Raw genomic sequence first — 15,822 nt, 5'->3', positions numbered from 1 at the left:
GGACTATCTCCGTCTTTCTCTGAAAAACACTGGTAGTTCAACGTCTTGATTTTCGCGCTCGTACGCATCCGGCGCTTGAGCATAGCGCTCGTAGCCTTCGCCGTCCGCTGGTGCGGGCGGCTCGGAGGGCTGCTCTTGTTGATAGGATTGGGGGGAAATTCGCTGGCGTGTATCCGAATCAGATCCGCCGCGTACCCGGCCCGCTAAACGCTCGAAAAGACCGAGTCGCCGACGCGGTTCCTGGTGCGGGGCTTGCCGCGGCTCAGGAGCATAAATCGGCGGCTCCGGATCGGCATGCGGACGCTCGGAATACTGCCGCTGAACCTGCGGCGGGAAATCGTTGGCATCGGGCAAACGCCGTTGCTGGCGGCGCACCTCGGACGGGGGCTGGGGCGCGAACGATCCCGCCTGGCCGTGGGCCGAGACATACCCCTGCGGAAGGGGGGGCGGCGCGGACGCGGCCTGCAACTGCGGCGGACCGTCCTCGATCATGACATTGCCGGGGCCCCGCCAGGGTTCCCCACCGCGGCCGCGAGCGGGCTCGTGGCCCATGGAGGCCTGAGTCCGGGGGGTCCCGAACTGGGAAGCAGCCGACGGAGCGTATTGCAGGGCCTCGGTCAGGCGCTGCTGAAGGTCGTGGGCGCCGCCGCGATGCTCGCGCGCGGGCTCCGGCGCGTAGCTCGGCGGCGGCGGCGGCGGGGCATGGCGGGAGCTCTCTGGAGCCTGCGGGCGGCCAGGCGCGGCACGAGAGGCCGCGCGAATCCAATCCTCGGCGGGTGCGGGCGGGGCGCGTTCGGCCTCGCCAGCGCGACTCATGCCGGACGCCACGATGGAGACGCGGATCCGATCTCCCAACGTCTCGTCGTAGGTGGCGCCGACGATGATGTTCGCCTCGGGATCGACCTCCTGGCGCACGCGGCTCGCCGCCTCGTCCACTTCGTAGAGCGTGAGGCCGGGGCCGCCGGTGATGGAGAGCAGCAGGCCCTTTGCGCCGCGCAGCGACACGTCGTCGAGCAGCGGGTTGGAGATGGCTTCCTCGGCGGCGACGGTGGCGCGGCGCTCGCCGGTTGCCTCGCCGGTTCCCATCATCGCCGTGCCCATGCCCGTCATGACGGTGCGCACGTCGGCGAAATCGAGGTTGATCAGGCCTTCCTTGATGATCAGGTCGACGATGCAGGCCACGCCCGAATAGAGCACCTGATCGGCCATCACGAAGGCTTCGGAGAAGGTGGTCTTCTCGCTCGCGATGCGGAACAGGTTCTGATTCGGAATGACGATCAGCGTGTCGACGAAATTGCGCAGCTCTGCCACGCCCGCTTCCGCGATGCGCATGCGGCGCGCGCCTTCGAACAGGAACGGCTTGGTGACGACGCCGACCGTTAGAATTCCGAGCTCGCGCGCCACGCGTGCGATGACAGAGGCGGCACCCGTACCGGTGCCGCCGCCCATGCCGGCGGCGATGAACACCATGTGCGAGCCTTTGATGTGCTTGCGGATGTCCTCGATGGCTTCCTCGGCCGCCGCCTCGCCGATTTCAGGGCGCGATCCAGCTCCGAGGCCTTCGGTCAATTCGGCGCCGAGCTGGATGCGTACATCCGTGCTGGCTGCCGCAAGCGCCTGGGCATCGGTGTTGGCGACGATGAAATCGACGCCCACGAGGCCCGTCGCGATCATGTTGTTGACAGCGTTGCAACCGGCGCCGCCGACGCCGATCACCGTGAGCTTGGGTCTCACATCCGAAAGATTCGGCAGGTGACCTCTGATGCTCATTTCGCCCCCGTTTCACGCGAGGGAGATCAGTCCGCAACGCGGCTCCCCGGCATTCCCAACTCGGCCCGGGCCCGATCCGTTGCTGGCGGCACTCCGAGCTAGAACCCTTCCCGCAGCCAGGATCCGACGCGCTTCAGGTAGCTTCCCGATTCGGCGTCGCGGCTGCGATTGATCCGCCTGCCGGCGTGCTCGGGCGTTTCCGCGAGGAGCAATCCGACCACGGTCGAGAACGCGGAACTCGATAGCGCAGGCGGCAATCCTGAAATCGCCTGCGGACCTGCAATACGCACAGGGCGGCCCAACTCTGCGGCTACAAAATCGGCCAAGCCGGTCAACTGGCTCGTACCCCCTGTGAGCACAAGACAGCGGCCGGCATAAGCCGTCATCTCGCACGCGTCCAGGCGTTGCCGGATATGATCGACGATCGCCTTTACGCGAGGCCGGATCACCTCAGCAAGCTCGGCCTTCGTCATGTGATGCATGACGCCTTCCTCGTCGCCGGATGCCGGGTACGTAAAGACGTCGTGCTCGTCAGACGGAGCGCAGACCACTGTGCCATAAAGCGCTTTGATTCGCTCGGCCTCCGCAAGAGGTGCATGCAACGCGCGGGCGATATCGAAGGTGATCTGGGTGCCGCCCAAGGGCGCGGAGCAGGCGTAGAGAAACCGATCCTCGGCAAACATGGCGATGCCGGTGGTGCCGGCGCCGATGTCCACGGCGGTCACGCCGAGCCGGCGCTCGTCTTCGCTCGTAACGGCAAGGGCGCTGGCAAACGGGGCGGGGACGTGGCTCGCGACCTCGAGGTAGCAGCGTCCCACCACCATCAAAAGGTTGCGCAGGGGTGCCTCGTCTGCCGTCACGGCATGGAGATCAAGGTCCAGCCTGCGGGCCGCCATACCGCGGGGGTCGCGCGAGCCGGGGGCGCCGTCGATGCGCAGGGCCACCTCGTTCATATGCACGAGCGCACGGCCGTCCCGCTCGACATAAGCCTGGCCGGCCGTGAGCAGGCGGTCCACGTCGGCGTTGGCGACGATGCCGCTCGCGATGTCGGCCTTGGCGGAGAAATTGTGAGACCTCAAGCGTCCACAGGACACGGCGACGTGGATCTCGGAGAGCTCGAAGCCCGCCATGCGCTCGGCCTGGGCGATGGCCGCGCGGGCCGCCTGCTCGGCGCGGTCGAGATCGATGATGACGCCACCCTTCACGCCCTCGGCGCGCTGATGGCCGATGCCGAGAATGCGCACGTCCGGGCTGCCGTCCTCGCGCCGCCCGGGCTCGACCGATGCGATCAGGCACGCGATCTTGCTGGTGCCGATATCGAGCACGGCCGTCACGCGTTTCGGCCCTCCGCTCCGCCGTTTTGCCTTGTCTCGTGTCATCGGATCTCTTCTCCTCAAGAGCCGGTGTTCGGCGCGGGCCCGGCGGCAGGCGGCGCCTCGGGGCGGATGGCGACGCGGCCGGGGCCGCGGAAATCGAGCGTCGTCTTGCCGCCGGCGACGAGACGGAGGAGCGCCGTATCGCGGGCGATCTCCTCGAGCGCGCCGACCTCTCCGTCGGCTGGCAGCTCTATCGTCGTGGCGTTGGTGAGCTTGAGCCGCCAGCGGCGCTCCGATACGCGCTCGGCCTCGCCCATGCGGGCCGCGATCTCGGGATAGCGGGCGAGGCTCTCCATGAGACCTGCGGCATCGGCAGCAGCACCTTCTCCGGAGACACGGGGAAGATCGGGGAGCTGTGCGCCGCTGACGGCGGCAAGCACGCGGCCAGTCTTGTCGATGAGGTAATGGCGGTCGGCGCGCGTCCAGAGCGCGTAAGGCTTCCGCTCGGTCACGCGGATGTCGAGGCGGCCGGGATAGACGCGCGTGAGTTCGGCGGTATCGACCCAGGGCAGGCGTTCGATGCGGGCTTTGACGGCGGCGGTATCGAGGGCCGCGAACGTGCGCACGTTGGCGAGATCGAGCGCATCGAAGATGTCGCGATCGAAGCTGAAATGATGACCCTTGAGCGTGACCTGATCGATGCCGAAGCCCAGAAAGCGCGCGGTGCGCTGGACCTCGGGCGAATGCTTGCCGAGGCGGACCGTCTCCTCGACCGCGCCCAGAGCCAAGCCGATCCCGAGCGCAGCGAACAGAAGACGGGCGCGCCTGGGCTTCCAAGCAGCCAGCGAGAAGCGCCGGCGCGGCGACGGCGCGCCAAGGCCCAGCGCAAGCTTCTGCTCGACCTGATAGGGGCCTTTGGGGCTACGGGCGGGGGGCGTTTCGGAGTGTGGAAGCGGGTCGTGAGCGGGTGCTTGCAGGATCGCATCGTGCGCCTGCAGTCGGGTCATACGGTCCTGCCCTACCTCGAACAACTCGCGTCCTCGACGATCCATCTCACGAGCTTGCCAAATGACCAGCCCGCATGTGCAGCAAGCTCCGGAACCAGAGAAGTTCCCGTCATGCCCGGCTGCGTGTTGACTTCAAGGCAGATCAGCTCGCCGGTTCCGCCGTCGGTATCGTCGAAGCGGAAGTCCGCGCGAGACACACCACGGCAGCCAAGCGACGCATGGGCCGCCAACGTGTATTTCCGGATCAACTGGTAAACATTCGGTAAAATATCTGCCGGAAGCTCGTGGGTAGAGCCGCCGGGGGCGTATTTCGCCTCGAAATCGTAGAAGGCGAGGCCCTTCTGGGGCACGATCTCGATCACGTCGGTCGCGAAGTCCCCGATCACCGCGCAGGTCAGCTCGCGCCCGGGGATGAAGCGCTCCACCATCACAACCTGCTCCGGCGCGCCGCCTTCGAGAATGGCGCGCGACCAGTCATTATTGCCGGGGCGGATGATGAGGACGCCGACGCTCGAGCCTTCATCGACGGGCTTCACGACGTAAGGCGGCGGTAGCGCGTGAGCGGCCGCGGCGTCGCTGCGGGTGAGGAGCTTTGCTTCCGCGACCGGCACGCCGGCCAGTCTCATGATCGCCTTGGCGTTCTCCTTGTGCATGGCGAGGGCGGACGCCAGCACGCCCGAGTGCGTGTACGGAATGGCCATCATCTCCAGGATGCCCTGGATGCAACCGTCCTCTCCGAAGCGGCCATGCAGCGCATTGAAGCACACATCCGGGCGCACGGCCGCGAGGCGGGCGGCGATGTCGCGATCGACGTCGATGCGGGTGACGCGGTAGCCCTCGCCTTCGAGCGCATCCGCGACGGCGGCGCCGGAGCGGAGGCTCACGCTGCGCTCGGCGGAGAGGCCTCCCATCAGAACGGCCACGTGCTCGAAGGTCCTTTGCGGTGGCTCGCCCAGCGTGTTGGTCATGATTTCACAGTCTCAGACAGATGTTCGCCGTTTCCCTATTCCGCCGCAGCCAGCGCCTCGCCGACCGGACGGCCGGCCTCAGGCAACCCCAGGCGGATGATCTCCCATTCGAGCGTGACGCCAGCGTCGGCCTTCACGCGCGCACGCACCGTCTCGCCCAGGCGCTCGATGTCCTCGCCGGTGGCGTTGCGGTCGTTGATCAGAAAGTTGCAGTGCTTCTCGGACACGGCCGCGCCGCCCACGCGAAAGCCGCGGCAGCCGGCGGCGTCGATCAGCTTCCAGGCGCTGTGGCCGGGCGGGTTCTTGAAGGTGGAGCCGCCGGTGCGCTCCTTGATCGGCTGGTTCTTCTCCCGATACTCCGCCACCTCGTCCATAGCGCGCAGGATCTCTGCGGGATCGCCCGGCGTTCCTTCGAACAGGGCTTCGGTGAAGATCCAGTCGGACGGGATGGCGCTGTGGCGATAGGTGAAGCCCATGTCGGCGAGCGAGAGCACATGGATGTTGCCCTCCGGGTCGACGGCGCGCGCTTCGCGCAGCACGTCCTTCGTCTCGCTGCCGTGGGCGCCCGCGTTCATGCGCAAGGCGCCGCCGATGGAGCCCGGGATGCCGCGATAGAAGGCGAGGCCGGCAATGCCTGCATCCGCTGCGGCCCGCGCGACCTTCACGTCCGGCACGACGGTGCCGACGCGGATGCGGTTGCCGGGCTCGACCTTGATCTCGCCGAAACCGCGCCCCAAGCGGATAACGATGCCGGGCACGCCTCCGTCACGCACGAGCAGGTTCGATCCCAGGCCGATGACGAAGGTCGCGAGGTCTTTCGGCTTGTTCTTGAGGAAGTAGGCGAGGTCCGCCTCGTCGGCAGGCGTAAACAGCACCTGTGCGGGGCCACCGGCGCGGAACCAAGTTATGTCAGCCATCGACACGTTGGCGGAGAGGCGCCCGCGCAGCTCCGGCATGCGTTCTTTCAGGTCCGGCGTGAGATCGGGGAAGGTCATCGCGCTTCACTCCTGGCCAGATCGCAAGAGTGACCTACCCGCAAACGACCGTGGCTGCCCGCAAGCTCTTGCGGTCGCGATGCTCCGGAGACGTGTCTAGACACCGGCCTTCGCCGGTGTGACGTAAATTTGGGGCTGTGGGCCGGACGAAAAACACCGTCATCCCGGCGTAGGCCGGAATCCAGCTCCGCTTGCCGCATCGCTTTCGAAGGAAGAAGGGATGTCCAGCCGTAACGAGAGCTGGGATCCGCCCATGCCCTGCCCCCTTCCCACAAGGGGGAGGAAGCTTCCGCTGCGTTCGTTTTGATCGTCACAGGGCGCTCCCGGCGCGGCGGGGCTCGGCGGCGGCCAGCCATTCGGGAAGCGCGTGCGCCCATTCGGTGGAGTTGCCGGCGCCGAGGAAGATCACCATGTCGTCCGGACGGCCGTGACGCCGGATTACGCCCACGAGCTCACGCGGGTCTTCGATGGTGGCGACTGCGGTGTGGCCCATGCCGCGGATGCCCTCGGCCAGCGAGAGCGGATCGATACCGTCGATGGGCTGCTCGCCCGCGCTGTAGAGCGGCGCGACGATCACGCTGTCAGCCGCGCGAAAGCAGGCTGAGAACTCACGGAAGAGATCACGCACGCGCGTGTAGCGATGAGGCTCCACGACGGCGATCACACGCCCGCGTGCACCCGCTCGCGCAGCTTCGAGGACGGCCGCGATCTCCGCTGGGTGATGCCCGTAGTCGTCGAAGATCTGCACGCCATTCCAGGTGCCGGTTAGCTGGAAACGGCGCTTGACGCCGGAGAAGCTCGCAAGGCCCGAGCGAATGACGTCGTCCGGGATGCCCGCCTCTGCCGACACGGCGATAGCGGCGAGCGCATTCAGAGCGTTGTGCTGGCCCGGCATCGGAACGGTCCAGCCGCGGATGGCGCGGGCGCCCCCCTTCACGCGCGGGCCGAGGTCCGCATCGATCACGGTTCCACCGCCGTCGGCACGGACAGCGCGCAGCACGATGTCTGCGTCGTCACGTGTGCCGTAGGTGAGAAGCGGGCGGCCGTCGCGCTTCAATTCAAGGCGCTCCACCATCTCGCGCGCGACCGGATGATCGGTGCAGGTGACCGCGAGGCCATAGAAGGGGATGTTGCGGAAGAAGGCTTCGTACTCGCGGTGCATGTTCTCGACGGAGCCGAAGTAGTCGAGGTGCTCGGGATCGATGTTGGTCACGACGCCGATCTCGGTCGGGAGGCGCGTGAAGGTGCCGTCGCTCTCGTCGGCTTCGACGATCATCCAGCGGCCCTGGCCGAGGCGTGCGTTGGAGCCCCACGAGTTGATGATGCCGCCGGTGATCACGGTGGGATCCAGGCGCGCGTGCTCGAAGATGGTGCTGATCAGGGAAGTGGTGGTGGTCTTGCCGTGGGTACCGGTCACAGAGACAGTTGCGTAGAGGCGCATCAGCTCGGCCAGGATCTCGGCGCGGCGCACGATGGGCAGCCCCTTGGCGCGGGCCGCCTCGAACTCCGGATTGTTGCGCTTCACCGCCGTCGAGATCACGACCTGGCGGGCGCCGATAAGGTTCACCGCATCATGGCCAACGAACACGCGCACGCCTTTCGCGCGCAGGCGGCGGACATTGGCGGAATCCTTCTGGTCGCTGCCCTGGACGCTGTAGCCTTTGGCGAGCAGGATCTCGGCGATGGCGCTCATGCCGATGCCGCCGATACCGATGATGTGAAACGGCCCGATGTCACGGGGCATCTGCATGCGTGGTGTTCCTATTCCTGCCGCGCGGGGCGCCTCGGGGACACTATGTCCTGCCCTTGGCGCGCGTGAGTGTGACGTATCGTCAGAGTCACGACGTTCCCCCGTCTGCTCCGCGGCGTCTTCCGATCACGTCCCCGACCAGATCCGCGAGCAGGCCCACGGAGGACGCCTGCCCCTGGGCTTTGGCACTGGCGGCCGCACGCGAGAGAGTGTCGGGTGAATCGAACAGCCTTCCGAGTTCTGTCGCCAAACGCAGCGGCGTCAGATCCCTTTGCTCGATACACCAGCTGCCCCCCGATTCGGCAAGGTTCGTAGCGTTTGCAAGCTGATCACTGTCGAGAGAATGCGGCAAAGGTACGAGGATCGACGGGCGCCCGATGACTGCCAATTCGGCGACGGAGGAGGCACCGGCGCGGGCGATCACCACGTGGCTATCGGCCATGATCTGCGGCAAGTTCTTGAAAAAAGTGGCGATCTCGGCGTCTATGCCGGCCGCGGCGGTTTCCGCCTTCACGGCGGCCACGTCCTCCTCGCGAGCCTGTTGAACGAGCTTCAGCCGTTGGCGGACGGAAAGGGGCAGCGTCGCCAGGGCCGGCGGCACGGCTTCGGAGAAGAAACGGGCACCCTGGCTGCCACCAAAGACGAGGAGGTGAATGGGGCCGTTCTGGTTCAGCGGCGGGTAGGGGGTCTTGGCCGCCTCGATGACCACGCCCCGCACGGGATTGCCGGTGAAGCGGGCCTTCTCCGCCAGTGCGCCCTCCAGGAACTTCGTCTTGCGGAACGAGGTGGCGACGGCGGCGGCGTGTTTCGCGAGCACGCGGTTGGCGCGGCCCAGCACGGCGTTCTGCTCGTGAATGATCGACGGGACGCCGAGCATCCGGGCAGCCACCAGCGGGGGAATGGTGGGATAGCCGCCGAAGCCGACCACAGCCGCAGGCTTCACGGAACGAAGCAGCTTGTGCGCTTTGAGGATGCCGCGGGCCAGGGTGAAGCTCGCCCGGGCAAGCGCGATAGGGTTGCGCTTGCTGCCCGGCGTCGCCGCCGGAAGCTGATAGACGGAGCGCGCGGGGAAGCCGGTGCCGTAGCGGTCGCCGCGCATGTCCGTAACGAGGTCCACGGCAAATCCGCGCCGCCCCAGCTCCTCTGCCAGGGCATAGGCGGGAAACAAATGGCCGCCGGTTCCGCCAGCGGCAAGCAGGATGGTGGGGGGCTCACGCGTCACGTTCGTGTCTCGTTGTTGGGAGCGAGGCTCGGAAGGCTCGGCATCAATGGGGGCTTTTTGAGGCGGTCCGCATCCGGGCGGCGGCGGGTCAACGCCAGCAACATGCCGAGCGTCAGCGAAATGGCAAGCATGGAGGAGCCGCCCGCCGAAAGAAACGGCAACGTCATGCCCTTGGCAGGAAGCAGGCCGACGTTCACACCCATATTGATCAAGGCCTGAAGCCCGAACATCAGCGAGAGGCCGACGATGCCGAGGCGCGTGGCGGCGTCGGGCTCGCTCTCGGCGTGGCGGAGCGCGCGCAGGACGACGAAGGCGAAGAGACAGAGCAGCGCGAGGCAGGCGAGCGCCCCGTACTCCTCGGCCACGACGGCGAAAATGTAGTCCGTGTGCGCGTCCGGCAGAGAGGTCTTGATGGTGCCCTCGCCCGGGCCGCGCCCGAGAAAACCGCCTTCGACGAACGAGCGGATCGCGCGGTCTCCCTGGCTGAAATCTCCGGTCTGCGGATTGATGAAGCGGTCGATGCGGAAGGCGACGTGCGGAAAATAGATGTAGGCCCCGTAAAGCCCGACGGCGCCTGCGACGGCGACGACAGCGGCCCCTGTGGCGGCAAGGCCCGAGACGAACAGCATCGTCATCCAGACCATGGTGACGAGCATCGTCTGACCGACGTCAGGCTGGATAACGAGCAAGCCGGCAAAAATCGCAAACAGGCTCATGGCCAGCGTGAGGGCCGGCATGTCCGGGCGGCGGCGCGCCTCGGCGAGCAGCCAGCCGGATACGACCACGAACGCGGGCTTTGCGAACTCGGACGGCTGGATCGAATGGCCTTCGATGGACAGCCAGCGGCGAGCGCCGTTGATCTCCTCGCCCATGAAGTACACCGCGACGAGGCCGATCATCGAGGCTGCGAGCGTGAGGATGGCGAGGCGGCGAACGGCAGCAGGCCCCAGCAGCGAGACCGCAAGCATGATGACAATGCCCGCCAGCGAGAAGATGACGTGCCGCTCGACGAAGTAGTAAGGGGAGAGGCCCTTCTTCACCGCGACGGCGGGGCTCGCCGCGAGGGAGAGGACTACACCCGCGGCAACGATGATGAGGATCGCGTAGAGGAGCACGTGGTCGACGGTGAACCACCATTCCGCGAGCCGGCTTCTGTCGGCGCGCGAGAACTTCATCGGCCGTCTCGCTCGGCTGCGAGATGCGCGACGAGCTTCTTGAAGGCGTCGCCACGCACCTCGAAATTCTTGAACTGGTCGTAGGAGGCGCACGCGGGAGAGAGCAGCACGACGCTACCCGGCTTGCCTGAGGCGAGCGCATCGGATGCCGCATTGCGCACGGCGACGTCGAGCGTGCCGGAACGCTCGAACGGCACCGCATCCCCCAGCGTCGCCGCGAATTCCTCCGTCGCTTCGCCGATGAGGTAGGCCTTGGCGATGCGCGAAAAGTAGGGCGCGAGCGTCGTGATGCCGCCGGCTTTCGGCTTACCGCCGAGGATCCAGTAGATGTTGCCTTCGAAGGAGGCGAGCGCCTTCTCGGTGCTGTCGGCGTTGGTGGCCTTGCTGTCGTTGATGAAATCGACGGGGCCGATCTTCTGCGCGACCTCCAGGCGATGCGGAAGGCCGGGGAAACTTCTGAGGGCCGCCTGAAGATCGCCCCCTGCGCGGAACTTCTCCGGGAGGGCCTCGACGGCGGCGATGGCGGCGGCGGCGTTTTGCCAGTTGTGGCTGCCGCGCAGCGTGGGGATACCCGCGAGGTTTGCGCGCTCGATCTCGCGCCCCTCTGCACCGCGTTCGAAAACGCGCGCGTCACGTGCATAGAGTCCGCGGTCGATTGCGCCGCGGATGGAGACGCGGCGGACGTTTGGCTTCGCTCCCGCCTCGAGGCTCTCTGCAATGCCTGCGCACCAGTCGTCGTCGATGCCGATCACGGCCGTGCCCTCAGCCTTGTCGACGAGGCGGCGCTTCACCTCGGCATAGTGCTCGACGGTGCCATGGCGGTCGATGTGGTCGGGCGTTACGTTGAGGAGGACTGCGACGGTGGGCGCGGCGCCCGGCGAGAGGTCGATCTGGAAGCTCGACAGCTCCAGCACGTGAATTCGGTTGTCGGCCGGCGGCTCCAGCGTCAGCACGGCGCGGCCGATGTTGCCGCCGAGTTGTACGTCGTTGCCGTATTCGCGGAGGATATGCGCAATCAGCGCCGTGGTGGTGGATTTGCCGTTGGTGCCGGTGATGGCGACGACGGGCGAATGGGGCGCGCTCACAGTGCGGTCGCGGAAGAACAGCTCCACGTCGCCGATGATCTCGACGCCAGCCGCCTGCGCCTTCACGACTGTCCAGTGGGGCTCGGGATGCGTCAGCGGAACGCCCGGCGCGAGGACGAGCGCGGCGAACTCCCGCCAATTCACCTGCGTGAGATCGACGACGGGGCATCCCGCGTCGGTTGCCGCCTTGCGGCCCGCCTCACTGTCGTCCCATGCGGCGACGCGGGCGCCGCCTTCCATAAGCGCGCGCACAGTCGCGAGCCCGGAAGCGCCGAGGCCGAAAACCGCAACCGTCCGGTCCTTGAAGGTCGTGATGCGAATCATGGGCTCAGGCTAATGCCTTTTCTCGCGCGATTGAATCGTGGCCGGCGCGCCGTTCGCCAAGCGTGGCCCGCTCAAGCGTCCGGAACTGCGTCTGAACCCCGGTCTCCGTCGGGGTGACGTTGCCTTATTTGCCGTTCGTCGAGACAAACAATCACCGTCATCCCGGCATCAGCGCAGCTTCAGGGTGGCGAGGCCGATCAGAGCCAGGATCACGGCGATGATCCAGAAGCGGACGACGACGGTGCTCTCGTGCCAGCCCTTCTGCTCGTAGTGGTGATGCAGCGGGGCCATGCGGAAGACGCGTTTTCCGGTAAGCTTGTACGAGGTCACCTGGATGATGACGGACAACGTCTCCAGTACGAACAGGCCGCCGACGATGGCGAGGACGACCTCGTGCTTGGTGGCGACCGCGATGGTGCCGAGCGCGCCGCCGAGCGCCAACGATCCCGTGTCGCCCATGAAGATCATGGCGGGTGGCGCGTTGAACCAGAGGAAGCCAAGACCAGCGCCGATCAGGGCGCCGCAGATGACGGCCAGTTCGCCGGTGCCCGCGACGTGGTGGATCTGCAGGTAGGAGGCGAACTTCACGTTGCCGATGAGATAGGCGATGAGGCCGAAGGTGGCCGCCGCGATCATGACGGGCACGATGGCGAGGCCGTCGAGGCCGTCCGTCAGGTTGACCGCATTGCCCGCGCCGACGATGACGATCATGCCGACGATGATGAAGAACGCGCCGAGATCGACGAGCGCCGTCTTGAAGAACGGGAGCGCGAGCTTGCCCGACAGCTCCTCCGTCGAGAGATCCATGATGATGTAGACCGCCAACGCGGCGACCGCGATCTCGAGACCCAGGCGCGCCCAGCCGCCGAAGCCGCTCGGCTGCTGCTTTGTGACTTTGAGATAGTCGTCGTAGAAGCCGATGCCGCCATAGGCGAGCGTGACCAGCAGCACGACCCAGACGTAGACGTTCGCGAGATCCGACCAGAGAAGCGTCGCGACGGTGACGCTAGCCAGGATCATGAGGCCGCCCATGGTGGGCGTACCCTTCTTCGAGAAATGCGACTTGGGGCCGTCCTCGCGGATTGGCTGGCCCTTGCCCTGCTTCAGGCGGAGCAGATCGATAATGCCGGGGCCAAAGAGAAGAACGAAGAGAAGCGCGGTGAAAATGGCGCCGCCGGTGCGGAAGGTGATGTAGCGGAAGACGTTCAATATGCCGATCTGATCGCTGAAGCTTACGAGCTCATACAGCATGGTCTTCCTTCCCCCTCGTTCCCAGCCCCGAACAGACCTATTTGGTGCCCAACAGTTTCACCAGTGCGTCCGCGACCGGACCCATGCGGCTGCCGTTCGATCCCTTGATCATGATCACGTCTCCCGGAGCGAGCGCGGCGATCAGCCGTTCTCTGAGCTCGCCAGATTCCGGCGCCCAGGCCCCCTGCCTCTCCGGTGCCAAGGCCGCGAAAAGATGCGCCATGTTCGGCCCACAGGCAAAAACCAGATCCGTACCGGCGGCGTCAACTGCTTCCTTGAGCCCGGCGTGGAGCGCTTTTTCCTCGGGGCCCAGCTCCAGCATGTCGCCCAGCACGGCGATGCGGCGCGGAAAAACGCCACGCGGCACGGTGCCGAGAACGGCAAGCGCCGCCCGCATGGAAGCAGGATTTGCGTTGTAGCTCTCGTCGATTAGCAGGATACGGCCATCCCGGAAGGGAAGCTCCGTCCGCGAGCCACGGCCGGGTGGTGGCGGCAGGGCGGCCAGCGCTTGGAGCGCTTCCTCCACGTCCGCTCCCGCGGCCTCTATAGCTGCCACGACGGCCAAGGCATTGCGGGCAATATGAATTCCCGGAATTGCGACCCGGAACCGGATGGTGCGACCCGCGACATCCATCTCGATCGAGGTTCCGTCGGAGGCGATTTCGAGCGTCTTGGGTCTCACGTCCGCGCGCGCGTCCTGGCCGAACGACACGATGCGCGCGCCGACGGCCTCCGCGTGACGGCGCAGCGTTTCGAAATGCGCGTTGTCGCGGTTGATGATGGCAACGCCGCCCGGCTCCAGTCCCAGAAAGATCTCGGCTTTTGCCTCGGCAATGGCTTCCACGCTCGGAAACTGCGCGAGGTGGACGGGCTCGACGGTGGTGACGATGGCGATGTGCGGGCGGGCGAGGCGCGTCAGCGGCGTGATCTCGCCTGCGTGGTTCATGCCGATCTCGATCACGCCGAAACGCGTGGACGCCGGCATCCGCGCAAGGGTGAGCGGCACGCCCCAATGGTTGTTGAAGGACTTATCGGCCGCGTGGGTAGAGCCGATGCGCGAAAGGCAGGCGCGCAGCATATCCTTGGTGCCGGTCTTTCCGACGCTGCCGGTCACGGCGATCACGCGCGCCTCGGGCGCGAGACGCGCACGCGCTGCGCGGCCGATGGCTTCGAGCCCCGCCACCGTGTCGCGCACGCGGATCAGCGGTCCGTCTCCCGGGCGCTCCTCGTAGGCCTCCGCCACCAGGGCCGCTGCGGCCCCCGCCTCGAAGGCTTTCGTCACGAACTCGTGCCCGTCGCGCTGATCCTTGAGCGCAACGAAGAGATCCCCCGGCGCGAGCGTCCGCGTATCGATCGACAGGCCCGTGATGGGAGCGCCGGTCGCGCGCTCGGCCCGGCCGGCAGTTGCGCGCACTAGGTCGTCAAAGGTCCAGAGAGGAAGTGACATCGAAGGGTCCCGTGCGTCCGGCCGGACGACTTTCTTGTTGTGCGACGGCAGGTTATCAATCGGCGAGGGCCGCGCGCAGGCAATCGTGATCCGAGAAGGGAATGACGGTCTGGCCTACGATCTGGCCGGTTTCGTGGCCTTTGCCGGCGACCAGCACCACATCACCAGGTTGCATGAGGCGGACAGCCGTGCGGATCGCCTCGGCGCGGTCGCCAACCTCCGTCGCCGACGGCGCGGCCGCCAGAATCTCGGCGCGGATCGCAGCCGGCTCCTCCGTTCGCGGATTGTCGTCCGTCACGATGGTGACGTCGGCGCGGGCGGCCGAGATGGCACCCATGATGGGACGCTTGCCGCGATCGCGATCCCCACCGCAGCCGAACACGCAGATGAGCTTTCCCGTCACGAACGGACGGACGCCGTCGAGAGCGGCTTCGAGCGCTTCCGGCTTGTGTGCGTAGTCGACTACGGCGAGCGCGCCGTTCTTCTCGCCCACGATCTCGAGCCGGCCCTTGACGCCGCTCAGCCCTTCGAGCGCGGGAATGACGACGGCGGGATCCTCTCCAACCGCGATGGCGAGCCCTGCCGCCACCAAAGCGTTCTCCACCTGATAGGTGCCGATCAGCGGAAGGTGCACGTCGTAAGTGCGGCCTGCGTGCCGGACGGTGAGCGTTTGGGCGAAGCCGTCCCGGCCGAGCTTTTCGAGACGCACGGTCTCGCCCTTTGCGCCGACTGTGACGAGCCGGAGGCCCCGCTTTTCTGCCGCGCGCACCACGTCGCCTGCGCGTGCACCATCGGCGTTGACGACGGCGGGCGCGCCGGGTGGCAGCAACTCCTCGAACAGGCGCAGCTTGGCCGCGAGATACGCTTCGGTCGTCGGATGATAATCGAGGTGATCGCGACCGAGGTTGGTGAAGGCCCCGGCCGAGACCTTCACGCCATCCAGACGGTACTGGTCGAGGCCATGAGAGGAGGCTTCGAACGCGAGGTGCGAGATGCCTTCGGCCGCGAGAGCGGCGAGCGTCTCGTGCAGCGTGACCGGGTCGGGGGTCGTGAGCGAGCCGTAGACCGCGCCATCCGGTTTCACGAGACCGATGGTGCCGAGCGAGGCAGCACGCCGTCCAGCGGCCGCGAAAAGCTGACGCGTGAACTCGGCGACCGAGGTCTTTCCGCTGGTGCCGGTGACCGCGACGGCCACCTCGGGCTGGCGTGCGTAGAACGCTGCGGCCATCAGCGCGAGCGCGCGGCGCGGCTCGGGCGCGCGAAGCACGGGAATCGCGAGGCCGTCCGGGACGCTGGCCGTCTCCGCCGCGAGAACCGCGACGGCGCCTTTGACGGCCGCATCGGCGATGAATTTCGCGCCATCGGCCTTGCTGCCGGAGAGGGCTGCGAACAGCACTCCCGGCGCGGCTTTGCGGCTGTCGTCGGTGATGCCGGTCACGTCGATACCTGCGCTGCCCGGAGGAGCGGCGGTGATACCGGCGGCTGTCATAAGCGAGGATAGAAGCATGTCGT

The 15,822-nt window shown here is 66.9% G+C and carries 12 protein-coding genes; all 12 read right to left on the bottom strand.

The window, feature by feature from the left end; translation table 11 throughout:
* Positions 1-3: 3 nt before the first annotated feature.
* Positions 4-1,770, bottom strand: coding sequence for a cell division protein FtsZ (gene ftsZ, locus F812_RS22775; RefSeq protein ID WP_020085031.1), 1,767 nt, complete (start codon positions 1,768-1,770; stop codon positions 4-6).
* 98 nt (positions 1,771-1,868) lie between these two features.
* Positions 1,869-3,149 (bottom strand): cell division protein FtsA, encoded by a 1,281-nt coding sequence (gene ftsA, locus F812_RS0105865; RefSeq protein ID WP_026867878.1) that lies wholly within the window; start codon positions 3,147-3,149, stop codon positions 1,869-1,871.
* A gap of 14 nt (positions 3,150-3,163) precedes the next feature.
* The gene (locus tag F812_RS25300) at positions 3,164-4,093 is read right to left on the bottom strand and encodes a cell division protein FtsQ/DivIB (protein WP_020085029.1); all 930 of its coding nucleotides are present in this window, start codon (positions 4,091-4,093) and stop codon (positions 3,164-3,166) included.
* 11 nt (positions 4,094-4,104) lie between these two features.
* Positions 4,105-5,061, bottom strand: a complete 957-nt coding sequence (locus F812_RS0105855; protein ID WP_020085028.1) for a D-alanine--D-alanine ligase — start codon at positions 5,059-5,061, stop codon at positions 4,105-4,107.
* Positions 5,062-5,096: 35 nt separating this feature from the next.
* Positions 5,097-6,056, bottom strand: a complete 960-nt coding sequence (murB, locus tag F812_RS0105850; RefSeq protein ID WP_020085027.1) for a UDP-N-acetylmuramate dehydrogenase — start codon at positions 6,054-6,056, stop codon at positions 5,097-5,099.
* A gap of 310 nt (positions 6,057-6,366) precedes the next feature.
* A complete protein-coding gene (murC, locus tag F812_RS0105845; RefSeq protein WP_020085026.1) occupies positions 6,367-7,806 on the bottom strand; it encodes a UDP-N-acetylmuramate--L-alanine ligase in 1,440 nt (479 codons plus the stop codon).
* An 88-nt stretch (positions 7,807-7,894) separates the two neighbouring features.
* A complete protein-coding gene (gene murG / locus F812_RS0105840) occupies positions 7,895-9,028 on the bottom strand; it encodes an undecaprenyldiphospho-muramoylpentapeptide beta-N-acetylglucosaminyltransferase (RefSeq protein ID WP_020085025.1) in 1,134 nt (377 codons plus the stop codon).
* The gene (locus F812_RS0105835) at positions 9,025-10,203 is read right to left on the bottom strand and encodes an FtsW/RodA/SpoVE family cell cycle protein (RefSeq protein ID WP_020085024.1); all 1,179 of its coding nucleotides are present in this window, start codon (positions 10,201-10,203) and stop codon (positions 9,025-9,027) included. Before F812_RS0105835 ends, murG begins: the two co-directional genes overlap by 4 nt.
* Positions 10,200-11,612, bottom strand: a complete 1,413-nt coding sequence (gene murD / locus F812_RS0105830) for a UDP-N-acetylmuramoyl-L-alanine--D-glutamate ligase (protein ID WP_020085023.1) — start codon at positions 11,610-11,612, stop codon at positions 10,200-10,202. Before murD ends, F812_RS0105835 begins: the two co-directional genes overlap by 4 nt.
* A 168-nt stretch (positions 11,613-11,780) precedes the next feature.
* Positions 11,781-12,863 (bottom strand): phospho-N-acetylmuramoyl-pentapeptide-transferase, encoded by a 1,083-nt coding sequence (gene mraY, locus F812_RS0105825; RefSeq protein ID WP_020085022.1) that lies wholly within the window; start codon positions 12,861-12,863, stop codon positions 11,781-11,783.
* A gap of 37 nt (positions 12,864-12,900) precedes the next feature.
* Entirely contained in the window at positions 12,901-14,310 is a 1,410-nt protein-coding gene (locus tag F812_RS0105820; protein ID WP_020085021.1) for a UDP-N-acetylmuramoylalanyl-D-glutamyl-2,6-diaminopimelate--D-alanyl-D-alanine ligase, read from the bottom strand.
* Between the two features lie 55 nt (positions 14,311-14,365).
* Positions 14,366-15,817 (bottom strand): UDP-N-acetylmuramoyl-L-alanyl-D-glutamate--2,6-diaminopimelate ligase, encoded by a 1,452-nt coding sequence (locus F812_RS0105815; protein WP_026867876.1) that lies wholly within the window; start codon positions 15,815-15,817, stop codon positions 14,366-14,368.
* Positions 15,818-15,822 lie beyond the last annotated feature (5 nt).

The sequence above is a fragment of the Hyphomicrobium zavarzinii ATCC 27496 genome (genome assembly GCF_000383415.1).
In the GTDB taxonomy this organism is placed as follows: domain Bacteria; phylum Pseudomonadota; class Alphaproteobacteria; order Rhizobiales; family Hyphomicrobiaceae; genus Hyphomicrobium_C; species Hyphomicrobium_C zavarzinii.
This window is presented reverse-complemented; position numbering and strand designations above follow the sequence as displayed.

What these genes read in the sequence shown, in the direction of transcription:
- mraY (WP_020085022.1), bottom strand. Translation starts at nt 12,863, where the DNA reads ATGCTGTATGAGCTCGTAAGCTTCAGCGATCAGATCGGCATATTGAAC.
- F812_RS0105815 (WP_026867876.1), bottom strand. Translation starts at nt 15,817, where the DNA reads ATGCTTCTATCCTCGCTTATGACAGCCGCCGGTATCACCGCCGCTCCT.
- murD (WP_020085023.1), bottom strand. Translation starts at nt 11,612, where the DNA reads ATGATTCGCATCACGACCTTCAAGGACCGGACGGTTGCGGTTTTCGGC.
- ftsA (WP_026867878.1), bottom strand. Translation starts at nt 3,149, where the DNA reads ATGACACGAGACAAGGCAAAACGGCGGAGCGGAGGGCCGAAACGCGTG.
- ftsZ (WP_020085031.1), bottom strand. Translation starts at nt 1,770, where the DNA reads ATGAGCATCAGAGGTCACCTGCCGAATCTTTCGGATGTGAGACCCAAG.
- F812_RS0105835 (WP_020085024.1), bottom strand. Translation starts at nt 10,203, where the DNA reads ATGAAGTTCTCGCGCGCCGACAGAAGCCGGCTCGCGGAATGGTGGTTC.
- F812_RS0105820 (WP_020085021.1), bottom strand. Translation starts at nt 14,310, where the DNA reads ATGTCACTTCCTCTCTGGACCTTTGACGACCTAGTGCGCGCAACTGCC.
- F812_RS25300 (WP_020085029.1), bottom strand. Translation starts at nt 4,093, where the DNA reads ATGACCCGACTGCAGGCGCACGATGCGATCCTGCAAGCACCCGCTCAC.
- F812_RS0105855 (WP_020085028.1), bottom strand. Translation starts at nt 5,061, where the DNA reads ATGACCAACACGCTGGGCGAGCCACCGCAAAGGACCTTCGAGCACGTG.
- murC (WP_020085026.1), bottom strand. Translation starts at nt 7,806, where the DNA reads ATGCAGATGCCCCGTGACATCGGGCCGTTTCACATCATCGGTATCGGC.
- murB (WP_020085027.1), bottom strand. Translation starts at nt 6,056, where the DNA reads ATGACCTTCCCCGATCTCACGCCGGACCTGAAAGAACGCATGCCGGAG.